Below are 13,901 nucleotides of genomic sequence, written 5' to 3' on the forward strand. Positions count from 1 at the left end.
AGCGCCGGCCTGTCACGCCGGAGGTCGCGGGTTCGAGCCCCGTCACTCGCGCCACGGCGTGATCCTTCACGATCGCTGGCGACCATGCTAGCCGCGCTTGATGTAGACGGTGTGCGCCGTTACCGATGGCGGATCACGTAAGGCCGTACGGTACCAGTTCACGAAAGCCATCCGTGGTCGGACGCCCGCGATTTTGGAAAGTCGGACAGACTGTTGCTGCCGTCATAGCATCACCGTCATTTCCAGCGGCCGGTCTCCATCCACCTGAGCATGCGCCGCATCGGCAGGAGCCACAGCCAGGCGATGCCGGCGGCGATATAGAAGACCAGCTGGACCAGGCCGGGCCATCGGCCCACCCAGGGCGACAGGCTGGCCACCGCCACGCACCACAGGCCGAGCATGGCCAGGATCGCCAGCGTGCCGACCGGCTTCTGCCAACGCGGACCCTGGGTCATGGCGTCAGCCAGCCACGTTCGGTGACGACGGCATGGAGCGGCACGTCCCAAGTGTCGAGGGGCAGCCTGTCCACCTGTTGCACCGACCACGCAACGCCGACCCGCCACGCGTCGGGGAAGCGGACGAACGCGCGGTCATAATGCCCCGCCCCCTGGCCGAGCCGGTTGAGCGTGCCGTCGAACGCGAGCAGCGGCGCCAGGATGATGTCCGGCGCCAGTTCCGCCGCATCGGCCGCCGGCTGGCGCAGTCGGAACGGGCCGTCCTGGAGCATTGCTTCCGTATCCCATGCCAGGAACCGGATCGGCTCGGCGCGCGACGTGACATGGGGCAGGACAATCGCGCACCCTGCCTCCACCGCCGCCCGCGCAAGCGGCGACGGATCGGGCTCGCCGCCGACCGCGACGTAGGACGCCATCGTCGCCCCGTGGGACAGCCGGTCGCGAAAGGCGGACGGTACGGCGATCGTCGGGTGGCCGGCCGACACGAATACGTCGCGCGCGGCGCGCATCAGCGCACGTTGCGCGCGCTTATCGAGCTCCGTCATTTCAGCGGGCCATGACGAGGGTGGCGGGACCGCCATGGCCGTTTTCCGGGTTATCCTCTGACGCACGGTACGTCAGGTGGGGACCATGTACGTCGGACCAGGATCCGGGCAGGGACAGCCCCCTTGGATGATGAATAGCCTCAGGGATAATAAAGGTTCGTACCGGGCAGTGCCCGCCACCTATCAATCTAGGCATTGTCGGGCGCTTGCTCAAGGGCATCGGCCAGCGCTTCCAGCCGGACCGCGACCGCCTCGATCATGTCGGCCGAGCTGGCCGGCGGGGGACGGTTCTCGCCAGATTGCAGGCTGTCGGCCAGCATCAGCGCGACCAGCAGCATGGTCCGCTCGGCATTGAGCGCGCCCGACGCGCGTTGCGCCGCCGCCCAGCGCTGGTCGAGCATGTCGCCCAGCCGCCGCAGCTGTGCCTCCTCGCCATCGCGGCAGGCGACGACGTGGCGGCGGTCGCCGATGGTCAGCGTGACCTCAGCCATCCTGGGGGCCGATCAGCGCGTCCAGCGCCGCGATCACCTCCGCTACGCGCGCGCGTATTACGGCATGTCGTTGGATTATCACCGCATGCGCCTCGTCCCGGCGGTCGACCGCCTGTGCAATGCGGGCGATCGCCGAGTCGATCCGCTCCATCGGCGCATGTTCGCTAGCCATCCGAAAACGATAGCATGGCCGTGTCCCGCAGCAAGAATCGATTCGCCGCCAGCCGCGGTTGACTGAACGCGCCCATCCCCGCAAAGACCCGCGCGACTTTTCCGGCCTGACGCTTGCCGGACGGCTTTCGGGGAGTGGCAGACAATGGTGAAGGTGGCGATCAACGGTTTCGGGCGGATCGGGCGGCTGGTCGCCCGCGCGATGCTGGAACAGGGCGATACCGGGCTCGAACTGGTCGCGATCAACGACCTCGCCGATGCCAAGTCGAACGCCTGGCTGTTCAAGCGCGACAGTGTCCACGGCATGTGGCCGGGCGACGTCCATGCCGACGGGCAGGATCTGGTAGTCGACGGCAGGCACATCCGCGTCACCGCCGAACGCGATCCGGCGAACCTGCCGCATGGCGACCTGGGCATCGATATCGTGCTGGAATGCACCGGCTTCTTCACCGACGATGTCAGCTGTCGCAAGCACATTGCGGGCGGCGCCAGGAAGGTGCTGATCTCCGCGCCAGGCAAGAATGTCGACCTGACCGTCGTCTACGGCGTCAACCACGACAAGCTGACGGCCGATCACACTATCGTGTCCAATGCCTCGTGCACTACCAATTGCCTGGCGCCGGTCGCCAAGGTGCTGAACGACACGTTCGGGATCGAGCGCGGGCTGATGACCACGGTCCACGCTTACACCAACGACCAGAAGATCCTCGACCAGATACATTCCGACATGCGACGCGCGCGTGCTGCCGGCATGTCGATGATCCCGACCACCACCGGCGCAGCGCGCGCCGTCGGCGAGGTGCTGCCCGAACTGAAGGGCAAGCTCGACGGCTCGGCGATCCGCGTGCCGGTGCCCGACGTGTCGATGATCGACCTGACCTTCACGCCGGGCCGCGACGTGACCCGCGACGAGGTCAATGCCGTGCTGAAAGCCGCCAGCGAGAGCGGTCCGCTTGAGGGCGTGCTGGCCTATACCGACGAGCCGCTGGTCTCGATCGACCTGATGCATATGCCGGCATCGTCGACCGTCGACAGCCTGGAGACCGCGGTCCTCGACGGCAAGCTGGTCCGCGTGCTCAGCTGGTACGACAATGAATGGGGTTTCTCGAACCGCATGGTCGATACCGCCAAGGTGATGGCGGGCTTGCTCTGATGACCGTCGTCGCCGCGGCCGATCGAGACGACGCACGATGAACAGGAACTTCCGGACGCTGGACGACATGGGCAACATTGCCGGCCAGGTCGTGCTGGTGCGCGAGGACCTGAACGTGCCGATGGCCGATGGCGCGGTGAGCGACGACACGCGATTGCGCGCCGCCGTGCCGACCGTCGCCGAACTGGCGGACAAGGGCGCACGGGTTGTCCTGCTCGCCCATTTCGGGCGGCCCAAGGGGGAACGCACGCCTGACTTGAGCCTCGCGCTGGTCACCCGGCCGTTCGAGCAGGTGCTCGGCCGCCCGGTGCGTTTCGTCGACGACCAGGGAGCAAGCGAGGCGATCGCCCTGCTCAAGGACGGCGACGTCGCGATCCTGGAAAATACCCGCTTCGACGCGGGCGAGGAGAAGAACGCGTCGGAAACGATCGATCGCCTCGCCGCGCTCGGCGACCTGTATGTCAACGACGCGTTTTCGGCGGCGCACCGCGCGCACGCCTCGACCGAGGGCATTGCAAAGAAGCTGCCGGCATTTGCCGGGCGCCAGATGGAGGCCGAGCTCGATGCGCTGGAAAAGGCGCTGGGCACTCCCGAGCATCCGGTCGCGGCGGTGGTGGGTGGCGCCAAGGTATCCAGCAAGCTCGACGTGCTTAAGCATCTGGTCGGGCGGGTCGATCACCTGATCATTGGCGGCGGCATGGCCAACACGTTCCTGGCGGCGCGCGGGGTCAATGTCGGCAAGAGCCTGTGCGAACATGATCTGACCGGCACCGCCGAGGAGATCTTCGACGCAGCGGATCGGGCGGGTTGCACCATCCATTTGCCCTATGACGTTGTCGTCTCGAAGGAGTTTGCGGCCAATCCGCCGAGCCTGCGATCCTGCAATGTTCATGAGGTCGCCGCCGACGAGATGATTCTCGACATCGGCCCGGCGGCGACCGAGGCATTGGCCGACGTCCTCAAGAATTGCCGCACGCTGGTATGGAACGGTCCGCTCGGCGCGTTTGAGACGCCGCCGTTCGACGCCGCGACGATGGCGCTGGCACGGACCACGGCGGCGCTGACCCGCGACGGATCGCTGGTGTCGGTGGCGGGTGGCGGCGATACTGTTGCGGCGCTGAACCAGGCGGGGGTCGCCGACGCGATGACCTTTGTCTCGACCGCCGGTGGTGCTTTCCTGGAGTGGATGGAAGGCAAGGAACTGCCCGGCGTCAAGGCGCTGGCGCGCTAGAGGCTGTTATGAACGTGCGGCGAGGGTAGCAGCCTGTTTCATCATGAGGCAGGCGAGGCGACGACGTGAAGTCCTGCGAGTGTTTCGGCATAGCGTTCGTAGTCTTTGACGAGACGCCGGAAGCGGGTTGCCCATGCGAATGACCGCTCGACCACCCATCGGCGCGGCAGGAGGACGAAGCCGCGTTTTGCCTGGGGTAATTTGACGACTTCCAGCGTGATGCCGTGTTTGGCGGCAGCAGTGGCGGCCCGCTCACCGGTATAGCCCTGATCGACCCAGGCGAGTTTGACGGTGTCGTCGGTGACGGCCTGTATGGTACGCGCGAGCCGTTCCACTTCGCCGCGATCCTCCGCGCTGGCCGGGGTGACGTGAAGTGCCAGCAAATGGCCCAGCGTATCGACGGCCATGTGGATCTTCGAGCCGTTCTTGCGCTTACCTCCGTCATAGCCTGCGCGCTCACCGCTTTCGGGCGTGGAGCGCAGCGTCCGGCTGTCGATGATGACGGCGCTGGGATCGGCCTTGTGCCCCGCCGCCAGCCGTAACACCGCGCGCAAATCGTCCACCATCGCTTCGAAGCATCCCGCTGCCAGCCAGCGTTGCGTCTGCTGGTACACCGCAGCCCAGGGCGGCAGATCGTTCGGCATCCACCGCCATGGAGCGCCGGTCTTCACGATGTAGCGCAGGCCGTTGAACACCTCGCGCAGGTCGTGCTCGCGTTGTCCGGCATCCTCGCGTTGCAACAGCAGGTACGGCGCGACCAGCGACCATTCCTCACTACTCACATCAGAGGGATACGGCTTACGGCAAGTGCTCATCCAATAGCGGATGAATCACCCCTGCTTCCAAGTCCATAACAGACTCTAGATTCTATCGCGATTGATACCAGTCAATACCCATACATGCCTGCGTGATCGTCAAATACTGCCTCTGCGCCTCGGAACTGGCCTACTTGACCATTAGTCTCATAGGCATTTGTTAAAATGCTGATATCGAGGCCGAGCACGCTGGCAGCGTTGCTAGCGTAACCCTGCGCATAGCTTTCATTGTCAAAGTTATAATCAGCACCGTCCGAGCCGTAAAAATCACGTTGCACTGGCGGTATCTTACGGATCGACATTTCGTTATTGAAGCGATTGATCTCGTTGATAGCATTCGCGTATCCGCCTGCAGATAGATGACCGAGCTCGTGCAGAATGACACCGATAATGCCCTGGCCCTGCCACCCCGAGTTTGAATAGCTGGTCGGGCCTGCTCCCTCGACAAATTGCGCAAAATAGAGCGTGTCCGTCATGGCAGTGTGATCCGCCTTAGCCACGCCGTTATTTCCCAGATTGGGGTTGTCAGTTACAATAAATTTGGTGGCTTTGAGATCGTTAAGGAGGTCACCGACTGTAATAGTTCCGCCACTCGGGAGCGTGATGGAGGTGTTGGGCGGAAGCTTTAGTGCGGCGTCCACGATCGTAGCTACAGCAGCAGCGATATTCTGCGCAGCTTCCTTTGCCTTTGCCTCATTACTAGAGTTGGTAATATTTACGTTTACATTAACATCAAGAGAGCCGTCACTATTTTCGGTTCCCGTCGTCGCATTCATATTTCCATCGTTTGATCCGTTTTGGAAAATAAATGACGTTACCTGAACACCAGCGCTGTTGGCGTATCGGTGGCCAGTTACCACAATATCCGTAGACATAATTACTCCCGTGCGCAGCTGCACGGGGCACATTTTCCCGAAGCCTATCGGCTGCGCGACGATTCATCTTCTCTTTTTTTCAACATTAATCCAACAATCGACAGCAAGGCCGCATTATAATAAATTATGATTTAATCCTCTTTTCGCGACCTAACCGGCACGTTATTGAGGCATATGAGACAGGCTATTTCGCTATCGCTTTTAGTGGCTTCGGCTCTCGCAAGCGTCATTCCATCCTTAGCTATGGCTACCGTCCCGGCTATGGTGCCACCAGCGCTCGCTGACACAGCGAGCATTAGAGATGGCATCGCGAAGGCTTATGCGTGCCTGTCCGGCCCCAAGAACAATGAGTTTGAGAGTCGTGTTGCAGCCGAGCGTGCTGTCCGCAGCCTGGGCGCTCGTCCCTCGGCTGACCAGCGCCAAGCCGCCCGAGCTACAGTGCTGTCCTATATCAAGGTGCGGCAGGCGGGTATGGACTGCATCACTGCGCTAAAAGGTTTAGAAGCTGCAGTAAAGACCAGCACCGATCGCAAAGCGATTTCGCTGGCTTCTCGCGATCTGAAAGTTTTTTGGATTGGTCAAAGCAAGTATGAACTACAGATATTAGTAAGATTCATTGATCAAGATGCAGGAAATTCTGAAGATAAGCTAAATTACTGAGCTGCCAGGGCTGGTAACAAGGCGCAGATATTGCCCATGTCGCACTCTAAGATAAGTTTAAGCGCAAAGCTGGTATGCAAACTTTCTCAATAAATTCGACTTTCTCTTTAATGGTCTGGTCTACCTCGTTAATCTCGTTTGACGGATATCCGGACCAGATTATTGATTTTACTTCCTTTGTAAAAATCAGGGTCTCGACCATTTTGGTTATCATAGTTGGCATCTACGTAGACCTGGACTTTCCAAAATTGATTGTTTAGCACTTCAAGGGCTTCTTCCAGTTTTTCGCTAAAATGAGCGCTGGCGCGCTAGAGGCTGTTATGAACGTGCGGCGAGGGTAGCAGCCTGTTTCATCATGAGGCAGGCGAGGCGACGACGTGAAGTCCTGCGAGTGTTTCGGCATAGCGTTCGTAGTCTTTGACGAGACGCCGGAAGCGGGTTGCCCATGCGAATGACCGCTCGACCACCCATCGGCGCGGCAGGAGGACGAAGCCGCGTTTTGCCTGGGGTAATTTGACGACTTCCAGCGTGATGCCGTGTTTGGCGGCAGCAGTGGCGGCCCGCTCACCGGTATAGCCCTGATCGACCCAGGCGAGTTTGACGGTGTCGTCGGTGACGGCCTGTATGGTACGCGCGAGCCGTTCCACTTCGCCGCGATCCTCCGCGCTGGCCGGGGTGACGTGAAGTGCCAGCAAATGGCCCAGCGTATCGACGGCCATGTGGATCTTCGAGCCGTTCTTGCGCTTACCTCCGTCATAGCCTGCGCGCTCACCGCTTTCGGGCGTGGAGCGCAGCGTCCGGCTGTCGATGATGACGGCGCTGGGATCGGCCTTGTGCCCCGCCGCCAGCCGTAACACCGCGCGCAAATCGTCCACCATCGCTTCGAAGCATCCCGCTGCCAGCCAGCGTTGCGTCTGCTGGTACACCGCAGCCCAGGGCGGCAGATCGTTCGGCATCCACCGCCATGGAGCGCCGGTCTTCACGATGTAGCGCAGGCCGTTGAACACCTCGCGCAGGTCGTGCTCGCGTTGTCCGGCATCCTCGCGTTGCAACAGCAGGTACGGCGCGACCAGCGACCATTCCTCACTACTCACATCAGAGGGATACGGCTTACGGCAAGTGCTCATCCAATAGCGGATGAATCACCCCTACTTCCAAGTCCATAACAGACTCTGGGGGCGGGGGCGCTCGACAGGTGTTTCATGCGTCGATATAGTCGACCTCGGTTATGTCATTTCGCCCGGGCTCGTGAGACCCGGCGGGCACGGTCGGCGATGCCAACCCGTGTTCCATGGCACGGCCACCATCAGCCATGGCGGCTTCAACGCCCTTGGACAGCTCAACGGTAGAGCGACAGAGTGTAATCTGGGGACAGTGGGTTCGACTCCCACACGGCGCCCGAAAGGACGCCACCAAATCGGGGACGCCGGGCGGCGTTCAGGCGGACGATGACGGCGCGGCCCCAGGGCCTTGCCCAAGCCGGCGCCACTCGATATCCGGCCCTGCGCCGGCGAGGATACCGGCGGGCCGCGCGATCTCGCGGCGTTCGTCCCAGGTGCGGCCACGGCCGGCATGCTGCGCGGGCGCTCAGGGTTCGGGGCATCTCGCCTCAATCGCCGGACCGCCGTGATGTCGGGGAATGCTTCCCGGCCGACCCTTCCTTGGATATTGGCGCGACGAAGGGAATGAGCGGCGATGATCCGCAAGGAAGTGATCGTACCCGACGGCCAGCGCGGCCTCCTGATCAGGGACGGTCGCCTGGCCGGTATCCTTGATCCCGGCCGGCACCTCCTGTGGGACTGGGGCCAGCGGCTGCGCGTCGAGCTGGTCGTCGCGACCGGCAACTTCGCATCGCCCTGGGCGTCGACCATCGCCCACGTCCGGCCCGATATCGCGGACGAGTATTTCGCGGTCGCGCGCCCCCGTGACGGGCAGGTGGCGGTCGTGCGGATCGAGGGGCGTGCGGCCCATGTGGTGCGTCCGGGCAATCTGGCGCTGGTGTGGAAGGTGATGAACGATGTGGTCGTCGAGACCTTCGACGTGCTCGACCGGCCACGCCTGACCAAGGCCGAGCTGGTCGCGTTCGAGGAGGCGGTGGTGGTCGGCACGGGCGCGGTGATTTCGATCGTGTCGGTGCCGATCGCGCATGTCGGGCTGGCCTATTTCGACGACGAGCTCGCCGATACGCTGGCCCCGGGGCGCTATGGTTATTGGCAGGTCGGCCGCAGGGTCACCGCCAAGACCTATGACACACGCCCGGTGCCGATCGAGGTGACCGCGCAGGAGATCCTCACCCGGGACCGCATCGCGCTGCGCGTCACGTTGACCAGCTTCGTCCAAGTGATCGACGCGGCGAAATTGTCGATGAGCATTCCCGATCACGCCACGCACGTCTACAAGCTCGTCCAGTTCGCGATACGCGAGGCGATCGGCGGGCGAACGCTCGACGAGGTGCTCAACGATCGCCAGGCGGTCGACGACCAGATCATCGGCCATGTCCGGGGCGCACTTGGCGACGTCGGGCTGGCGGTGATCGACCTCGGCATCAAGGACGTGATTCTGCCGGGGGAGATGCGCGAACTGATCAACAAGGTGGTCGAGGCGGAGAAAGTCGCGCAGGCCAATCTGATCCGCCGCCGCGAGGAAGTTGCGGCGACCCGCTCGCTGCTCAATACCGCCAAGCTGATCGAGGACAACCCGACGCTGCTGCGCCTGAAGGAGATGGAGACGCTGGAGCGGGTCACCGAAAAGATCGGGCGGATCGACGTGCATGTGAGTTCGGGCGAGGGGCTGGACGCGATACTCGACCGTCTGGTCAGTCTGGAGCCGCGGCAGTGAAGTCGCGGCAATAGTCGTTTTGATACAATACGGTCATGTCGCGGCGGTTGCCGTGGCGCGGTGAAATGCTATCAGCGCGGCAGTGCAGCAAGACCGATGGAGCCAGCATGAACACCGCCGACATGACCGCCAAGATCGCCGCCGGAAAGGGCTTCATCGCAGCACTCGACCAGAGCGGCGGTTCGACGCCCAAGGCGCTCAAGGGATATGGCGTGGAGAGCGACGCCTGGTCATCCGAGGCAGAAATGTACGATCTGATCCAGCAGATGCGCAGCCGCATCATCACCGCGCCGAGCTTCAGCGGCGACAAGGTGATCGGCGCGATCCTGTTCGAACGCACGATGGACAATATGATCGACGACACGCCCGTGCCAAGCGTGCTGATCGGGCGCGGCGTGGTGCCGTTCATCAAGATCGACAAGGGTCTGGAGGATGAGGCCGACGGCGTGCAGCTGATGAAGCCGATGCCCGGGCTCGACGCGCTGCTCGCCCGGTCCAAGGCACTGGGCGTGTTCGGCACCAAGGAGCGATCGGTCATCAACCTCGCCAATCGCAAGGGCATTGCCGCGATCGTCGCGCAGCAGTTTGAGGTCGGCCGGCAGGTGATCGCCGGCGGGCTGATGCCGATGCTGGAGCCGGAACTCAACATCAAGAGCCCGGAACGCGCCCAGGCCGAGAAGATCCTGCTCGACGAACTGCTCAAGGCGCTGGACGCGCTGCCGGGCAACGACAAGGTGATGCTCAAGCTGTCGATCCCGGAGAAATCGGGACTGTTCGATCCGCTGATCGACCATCCGCGGGTGCTGCGCGTGGTGGCGCTGTCGGGTGGCTTTGCGCGAGCCGAGGCGTGCGCGGAACTGTCCCGGAACCGCGGCATGATCGCCAGCTTCAGCCGCGCGCTGCTCGAGGACCTGCGTTTCCAGATGAGCGACGCCGAGTTCGATGCCTCGCTCGGCCACGCGATCGACGATATCTACGCCGCCTCGACCCAGAAGGTCGCGATACCCGTCGCCGCGTAGATCGACCGTATCTGTGTGGCGCGAGGGCGAAGGCGGCTTTCCGCCGCGCGGCGCGCGCGCTACCAGCCTTCTCCACCCAGAGGAGGATCGCCGATGACCGCGCTGCAGGACATTCCGCTCAAGACGATCGCCGGTGGCCACGGCAGGCTGGGCGACTATGCCGGCAAGGTGCTGCTGGTGGTCAACGTCGCCTCCAAATGCGGGCTGACCCCGCAATATGGGGGGCTGGAGGCGCTGTACCGCACGTATCGCGACCGGGGGTTGGTCGTGCTCGGCCTGCCCGCCAACGATTTTGCCGGGCAGGAACCCGGCACCGACGAAGAGATCGCGGCCTTTTGCGCGATTAACTATGACATCGATTTTCCGATATTCGGCAAGGTCGTGGCGACGGGCCCCGACAAGCATCCCTTGTACGATGCGCTGACCAGGGCCGCGCCCGAGGCGCAGGGCGAGGGCGGCGACGCGTTCCGCGAGCGGTTGCGCGGACATGGCCTGACGCCGACCGAGGCGCCGGAACTGCTGTGGAATTTCGAGAAGTTCGTGATCGGCCGCGACGGCGCAGTGGTCGCGCGGTTCGCCCCCAGCACGACCCCCGACGATGCCGCGCTGGTCGCAACGATCGAGCAGGCGCTGGCGGCCTGATCGAGCGATGGACATTGAAGATCCGCTTGGTCCGCTCGATCCCGATTTCGCCGCGCGGTTCGTGCGCGACATGTGCCGTCCGCCATGCCAGCTCTATCTGGTCTCCCCCCCGGACGTTGGCGGCGGTTTCTCCGACCGGCTGGCGCGCGCGCTCGATGCCGGGCCGGTCGCGGCGTTCCAGTTTCGCATCAAGGACGTCGACCGGCATGAGGCGGCGCGGCTGGCGGAACCTCTCCAGCGGATCTGCGCCGACCGCGACGTGGCGTTCATCGTCAACGACAGCATCGCGCTGGCCAAACGGCTTAGCGCGGACGGCGTGCATCTGGGGCAGGAGGACGGCGACCCGCGCGAGGCGCGCGCCGTGCTGGGAGCAGGCGCGCAGATCGGTGTGACCTGTCACAATAGCCGTCATCTGGCAATGGAGGCGGGTGAGGCGGGCGCCGACTATGTCGCGTTCGGCGCGTTCCATCCGACGACGACCAAGGCGACGCGCCATCGGCCCGATCCGGTGATCCTGAGCTGGTGGTCGGCGGTGTTCGAATTGCCTTGCGTAGCGATCGGCGGGATCACCCCGGCCAATGCCGCGCCACTGGTCGCGGCAGGCGCCGACTTCCTGGCGGTATCGAGCGCGGTTTGGGGCGGCGATGAAGCGGTCGCGGTTGCGGCGTTTCGTGACGTCCTGAGGTAGCGGCCGGTCCCCAATCGCGTTGTTGTCGCCTTGCCCGCCGGGGCGGCGGCGGCTAAGGGCGCTGCCTTCGCTCTTTCCACAGGCATGGCACATGAAGATCAGCGGCGTGGACATTCGTCCCGGCAACATCATCGAATATGAAGGCGGCATCTGGAAGGCCGTCAAGATCCAGCATACCCAGCCCGGCAAGGGCGGCGCGTACATGCAGGTCGAGATGAAAAACCTGATTGACGGCCGCAAGAACAACGTCCGCTTCCGGTCGGCCGAGACCGTCGAGCGCGTGCGGCTCGACACCAAGGACTTCCAGTTCCTGTTCGCCGATGGTCACGCGCTGACGTTCATGGACAAGGATAATTACGAACAGATCACGCTGGACAAGGGTGTGATCGGCGACGCCTCCGAGTTTCTCCAGGACGGCATGGACGTGGTCATGGAGCTGTATGACGAGCGGCCGATATCGGTCGAGCTGCCGGACACGATCGAGGCGACGATCGTCGAGGCGGATGCCGTGGTGAAGGGCCAGACCGCCTCGTCGAGCTACAAGCCCGCGATCCTGGAAAACGGTGTGCGTGTAATGGTGCCCCCGCATATCGGCGCGGGCACCCGGATCGTCGTCGATGTTTATGAGCGGACCTATGTTCGCCGGGCGGACTGAGACGGACAGCACCGCTGTTCGCCGTTCTCCGCGGCTGAGACTCAAGTCATCCCCGACCCTTCCCGCAAGCGGGAGGGGGGAGTAAGAAATGCCCTCCCATTCCGGCCTCATGACCGTCATCGATCGCGCCGCGCGCAAGGCGGCGCCGCGGTTGCGGCGTGATTTCAACGAGGTCCAGCACCTCCAGGTCAGCCGCAAGGGACCGGCGGATTTCGTGTCGATCGCCGACAAACGCTGCGAGGATACGCTGGTCGAGGAGTTGCAGCGCGCGCGGCCGGACTGGGGCTTCCTGCTGGAGGAAGGCGGCGAGATCGCCGGCGATCCCGGCAAGCCGCGCTTCATCATCGATCCGCTCGACGGCACCAGCAACTTCCTCCACGGCATCCCCCATTTCGCGATCTCGATCGCGGTCGAGGAGCCGCTCGCCTCGGGCCGGCGCGAGATTACCACCGGGCTGGTCTATCAGCCGCTGACCGACGAGAGCTTCTGGGCGGAAAAGGGGCGCGGCGCCTGGCTGCAGGACCAAAGGCTGCGCGTGTCCGCGCGGCGCGACCTGGCCGACGCGCTGATCGCGACGGGCATCCCGTTCCTGGGCCATGGTGATTTCGTCCAGTGGAACCGCATCTTCGGCGCGGTCGCGCCCGAAGTCGCGGGCATCCGCCGGTTCGGCTCGGCCGCGCTCGACCTGGCCTGGGTCGCCGGCGGGCGGTTCGACGGCTTCTGGGAGAGCGACCTGAAGCCGTGGGACGTGGCGGCGGGAATGCTGCTGGTCAGGGAGGCAGGCGGGTTCGTCACCGATTTTCGCGGGGGCGACCGGCCGATGGAACGCAACGAGTTCCTGGCGGCAAATGACGCGCTCCACAGCCGGTTGCACAAGCTGGTCGCCGGCGCGCTGCGCTGAACGGGCGGCTCGGCCAGGGGAGCCTGGACAGGCCGGCTTACGATGCCAGACTATTGTGCTTGCTGCGATTCATTCTCATCTGCCGCCGCCCTTGCTCGACTTCGGCCGCCGTCCTAAAGCCGATCGACGCCCTTCGCACCTGCGAGAGAAAACCCTTGGTCGACCTGGCCCAATATCTGCCGATCCTGCTGTTCCTAGTGGTGGCTCTGATCCTGTCGTCGGCGTTCGTGTTCCTGCCGATGGTCGTTTCGCGCCTGACCGGCAGCCACAAGCCCAACCCCGAAAAGCTCAGCGAATATGAGTGCGGTTTTCCCGCCTTCGAGGATCCGCGCAGCCAGTTCGATGTTCGGTTCTACCTGATCGCGATCCTGTTCATCGTCTTCGATCTGGAGGCGGCGTTCCTCTATCCCTGGGCAGTCAGCGTGTTCTCGCTGGGGTGGACGGCGTGGATCAGCATGATGGTGTTCATCGCCGAACTGGCGCTGGGCCTGGTCTATGCGTGGAAGAAGGGAGCACTCGATTGGGAGTAGAGCTGACCCGCGACGCGTCGGCAGCGTCGATCGTGCCGCCCGACCAGCCGTTCTTCGAGGGGCTGAACGACGAACTGACCGACAGGGGTTTCCTGGTCACCTCGACCGAGGATCTGTTCCAATGGGCGCGCACCGGCAGCCTGTGGTGGATGACCTTCGGGCTCGCTTGCTGCGCGGTCGAGATGATCCACGTCAACATGCCGCGCTACGACCTCGAACGCTTCGGCGCCGC

15 protein-coding genes and 3 pseudogenes are annotated in these 13,901 nt (G+C 63.7%); 11 read left to right on the forward strand and 7 right to left on the reverse strand.

The window, feature by feature from the left end:
• Positions 1-236: 236 nt before the first annotated feature.
• The 4 genes from ACFE7K_RS14800 to ACFE7K_RS14815 all read right to left on the reverse strand — a co-directional run bounded on the left by ACFE7K_RS14800 (position 237) and on the right by ACFE7K_RS14815 (position 1,663).
• A complete protein-coding gene (locus ACFE7K_RS14800) occupies positions 237-455 on the reverse strand; it encodes a DUF2842 domain-containing protein (protein WP_375398969.1) in 219 nt (72 codons plus the stop codon).
• Entirely contained in the window at positions 452-1,000 is a 549-nt protein-coding gene (locus tag ACFE7K_RS14805; RefSeq protein ID WP_375398970.1) for a 5-formyltetrahydrofolate cyclo-ligase, read from the reverse strand. Before ACFE7K_RS14805 ends, ACFE7K_RS14800 begins: the two co-directional genes overlap by 4 nt.
• A gap of 188 nt (positions 1,001-1,188) precedes the next feature.
• Complete coding sequence (locus tag ACFE7K_RS14810; protein WP_375398971.1) at positions 1,189-1,491, reverse strand: cell division protein ZapA; 303 nt, start codon at positions 1,489-1,491, stop codon at positions 1,189-1,191.
• A complete protein-coding gene (locus ACFE7K_RS14815) occupies positions 1,484-1,663 on the reverse strand; it encodes a hypothetical protein (RefSeq protein ID WP_375398972.1) in 180 nt (59 codons plus the stop codon). The genes ACFE7K_RS14810 and ACFE7K_RS14815 overlap by 8 nt, the downstream gene beginning before the upstream one ends.
• A gap of 144 nt (positions 1,664-1,807) precedes the next feature.
• On the opposite strand from ACFE7K_RS14815, the gene gap reads away from it, so the two are divergent.
• Together gap and ACFE7K_RS14825 are read left to right on the forward strand one after the other, a co-directional pair.
• Positions 1,808-2,815 carry a type I glyceraldehyde-3-phosphate dehydrogenase gene (gene gap / locus ACFE7K_RS14820; RefSeq protein ID WP_375398973.1) on the forward strand — a complete coding sequence of 336 codons (1,008 nt, stop codon included), beginning with the start codon at positions 1,808-1,810 and terminating at the stop codon, positions 2,813-2,815.
• Between the two features lie 37 nt (positions 2,816-2,852).
• Positions 2,853-4,046, forward strand: coding sequence for a phosphoglycerate kinase (locus ACFE7K_RS14825; protein ID WP_375398974.1), 1,194 nt, complete (start codon positions 2,853-2,855; stop codon positions 4,044-4,046).
• A gap of 6 nt (positions 4,047-4,052) precedes the next feature.
• Here the strand turns inward: ACFE7K_RS14825 and ACFE7K_RS14830 are convergent.
• Positions 4,053-4,861: pseudogene (locus tag ACFE7K_RS14830) on the reverse strand (IS5 family transposase).
• A 71-nt stretch (positions 4,862-4,932) separates the two neighbouring features.
• On the reverse strand, positions 4,933-5,760 hold the full coding sequence (locus tag ACFE7K_RS14835) for a hypothetical protein (RefSeq protein ID WP_375398975.1): 828 nt from the start codon (positions 5,758-5,760) through the stop codon (positions 4,933-4,935).
• A gap of 150 nt (positions 5,761-5,910) precedes the next feature.
• Here ACFE7K_RS14835 and ACFE7K_RS14840 point away from each other — a divergent pair, with 150 nt between their 5' ends.
• Positions 5,911-6,396 carry a hypothetical protein gene (locus tag ACFE7K_RS14840; RefSeq protein WP_375398976.1) on the forward strand — a complete coding sequence of 162 codons (486 nt, stop codon included), beginning with the start codon at positions 5,911-5,913 and terminating at the stop codon, positions 6,394-6,396.
• Positions 6,397-6,714: 318 nt separating this feature from the next.
• On the opposite strand, the pseudogene ACFE7K_RS14845 reads toward ACFE7K_RS14840, so the two are convergent.
• A pseudogene (locus tag ACFE7K_RS14845) lies at positions 6,715-7,523 on the reverse strand (IS5 family transposase).
• 568 nt (positions 7,524-8,091) lie between these two features.
• Here ACFE7K_RS14845 and ACFE7K_RS14850 point away from each other — a divergent pair.
• From ACFE7K_RS14850 to ACFE7K_RS14885, 8 genes and pseudogenes are all read left to right on the forward strand, one after another.
• Positions 8,092-9,234, forward strand: coding sequence for an SPFH domain-containing protein (locus ACFE7K_RS14850; RefSeq protein ID WP_375398977.1), 1,143 nt, complete (start codon positions 8,092-8,094; stop codon positions 9,232-9,234).
• A gap of 107 nt (positions 9,235-9,341) precedes the next feature.
• A complete protein-coding gene (locus ACFE7K_RS14855; RefSeq protein ID WP_375398978.1) occupies positions 9,342-10,253 on the forward strand; it encodes a fructose bisphosphate aldolase in 912 nt (303 codons plus the stop codon).
• A 93-nt stretch (positions 10,254-10,346) separates the two neighbouring features.
• Complete coding sequence (locus ACFE7K_RS14860) at positions 10,347-10,895, forward strand: glutathione peroxidase (RefSeq protein WP_375398979.1); 549 nt, start codon at positions 10,347-10,349, stop codon at positions 10,893-10,895.
• Positions 10,896-10,902: 7 nt separating this feature from the next.
• Entirely contained in the window at positions 10,903-11,583 is a 681-nt protein-coding gene (gene thiE, locus ACFE7K_RS14865) for a thiamine phosphate synthase (RefSeq protein WP_375398980.1), read from the forward strand.
• A gap of 91 nt (positions 11,584-11,674) precedes the next feature.
• The gene (gene efp, locus ACFE7K_RS14870) at positions 11,675-12,238 is read left to right on the forward strand and encodes an elongation factor P (RefSeq protein ID WP_375398981.1); all 564 of its coding nucleotides are present in this window, start codon (positions 11,675-11,677) and stop codon (positions 12,236-12,238) included.
• 88 nt (positions 12,239-12,326) lie between these two features.
• On the forward strand, positions 12,327-13,139 hold the full coding sequence (locus ACFE7K_RS14875; protein WP_375398982.1) for an inositol monophosphatase family protein: 813 nt from the start codon (positions 12,327-12,329) through the stop codon (positions 13,137-13,139).
• Between the two features lie 155 nt (positions 13,140-13,294).
• Positions 13,295-13,669 carry an NADH-quinone oxidoreductase subunit A gene (locus ACFE7K_RS14880; RefSeq protein WP_375398983.1) on the forward strand — a complete coding sequence of 125 codons (375 nt, stop codon included), beginning with the start codon at positions 13,295-13,297 and terminating at the stop codon, positions 13,667-13,669.
• A pseudogene (locus ACFE7K_RS14885) lies at positions 13,660-13,901 on the forward strand (NADH-quinone oxidoreductase subunit B); the annotation flags it as partial. The gene ACFE7K_RS14880 and the pseudogene ACFE7K_RS14885, both read left to right, overlap by 10 nt.

It is taken from the genome of uncultured Sphingomonas sp., from assembly GCF_964244265.1.
Taxonomy (GTDB): Bacteria; Pseudomonadota; Alphaproteobacteria; order Sphingomonadales; family Sphingomonadaceae; genus Sphingomonas.

Coding starts and splice junctions, on each gene's coding strand:
- ACFE7K_RS14855 (WP_375398978.1), top strand. CDS start 9,342: ATGAACACCGCCGACATGACCGCCAAGATCGCCGCCGGAAAGGGCTTC.
- ACFE7K_RS14825 (WP_375398974.1), top strand. CDS start 2,853: ATGAACAGGAACTTCCGGACGCTGGACGACATGGGCAACATTGCCGGC.
- ACFE7K_RS14875 (WP_375398982.1), top strand. CDS start 12,327: ATGCCCTCCCATTCCGGCCTCATGACCGTCATCGATCGCGCCGCGCGC.
- ACFE7K_RS14840 (WP_375398976.1), top strand. CDS start 5,911: ATGAGACAGGCTATTTCGCTATCGCTTTTAGTGGCTTCGGCTCTCGCA.
- ACFE7K_RS14860 (WP_375398979.1), top strand. CDS start 10,347: ATGACCGCGCTGCAGGACATTCCGCTCAAGACGATCGCCGGTGGCCAC.
- gap (WP_375398973.1), top strand. CDS start 1,808: ATGGTGAAGGTGGCGATCAACGGTTTCGGGCGGATCGGGCGGCTGGTC.
- thiE (WP_375398980.1), top strand. CDS start 10,903: ATGGACATTGAAGATCCGCTTGGTCCGCTCGATCCCGATTTCGCCGCG.
- efp (WP_375398981.1), top strand. CDS start 11,675: ATGAAGATCAGCGGCGTGGACATTCGTCCCGGCAACATCATCGAATAT.
- ACFE7K_RS14850 (WP_375398977.1), top strand. CDS start 8,092: ATGATCCGCAAGGAAGTGATCGTACCCGACGGCCAGCGCGGCCTCCTG.
- ACFE7K_RS14810 (WP_375398971.1), bottom strand. CDS start 1,491: ATGGCTGAGGTCACGCTGACCATCGGCGACCGCCGCCACGTCGTCGCC.
- ACFE7K_RS14805 (WP_375398970.1), bottom strand. CDS start 1,000: ATGACGGAGCTCGATAAGCGCGCGCAACGTGCGCTGATGCGCGCCGCG.
- ACFE7K_RS14815 (WP_375398972.1), bottom strand. CDS start 1,663: ATGGCTAGCGAACATGCGCCGATGGAGCGGATCGACTCGGCGATCGCC.
- ACFE7K_RS14800 (WP_375398969.1), bottom strand. CDS start 455: ATGACCCAGGGTCCGCGTTGGCAGAAGCCGGTCGGCACGCTGGCGATC.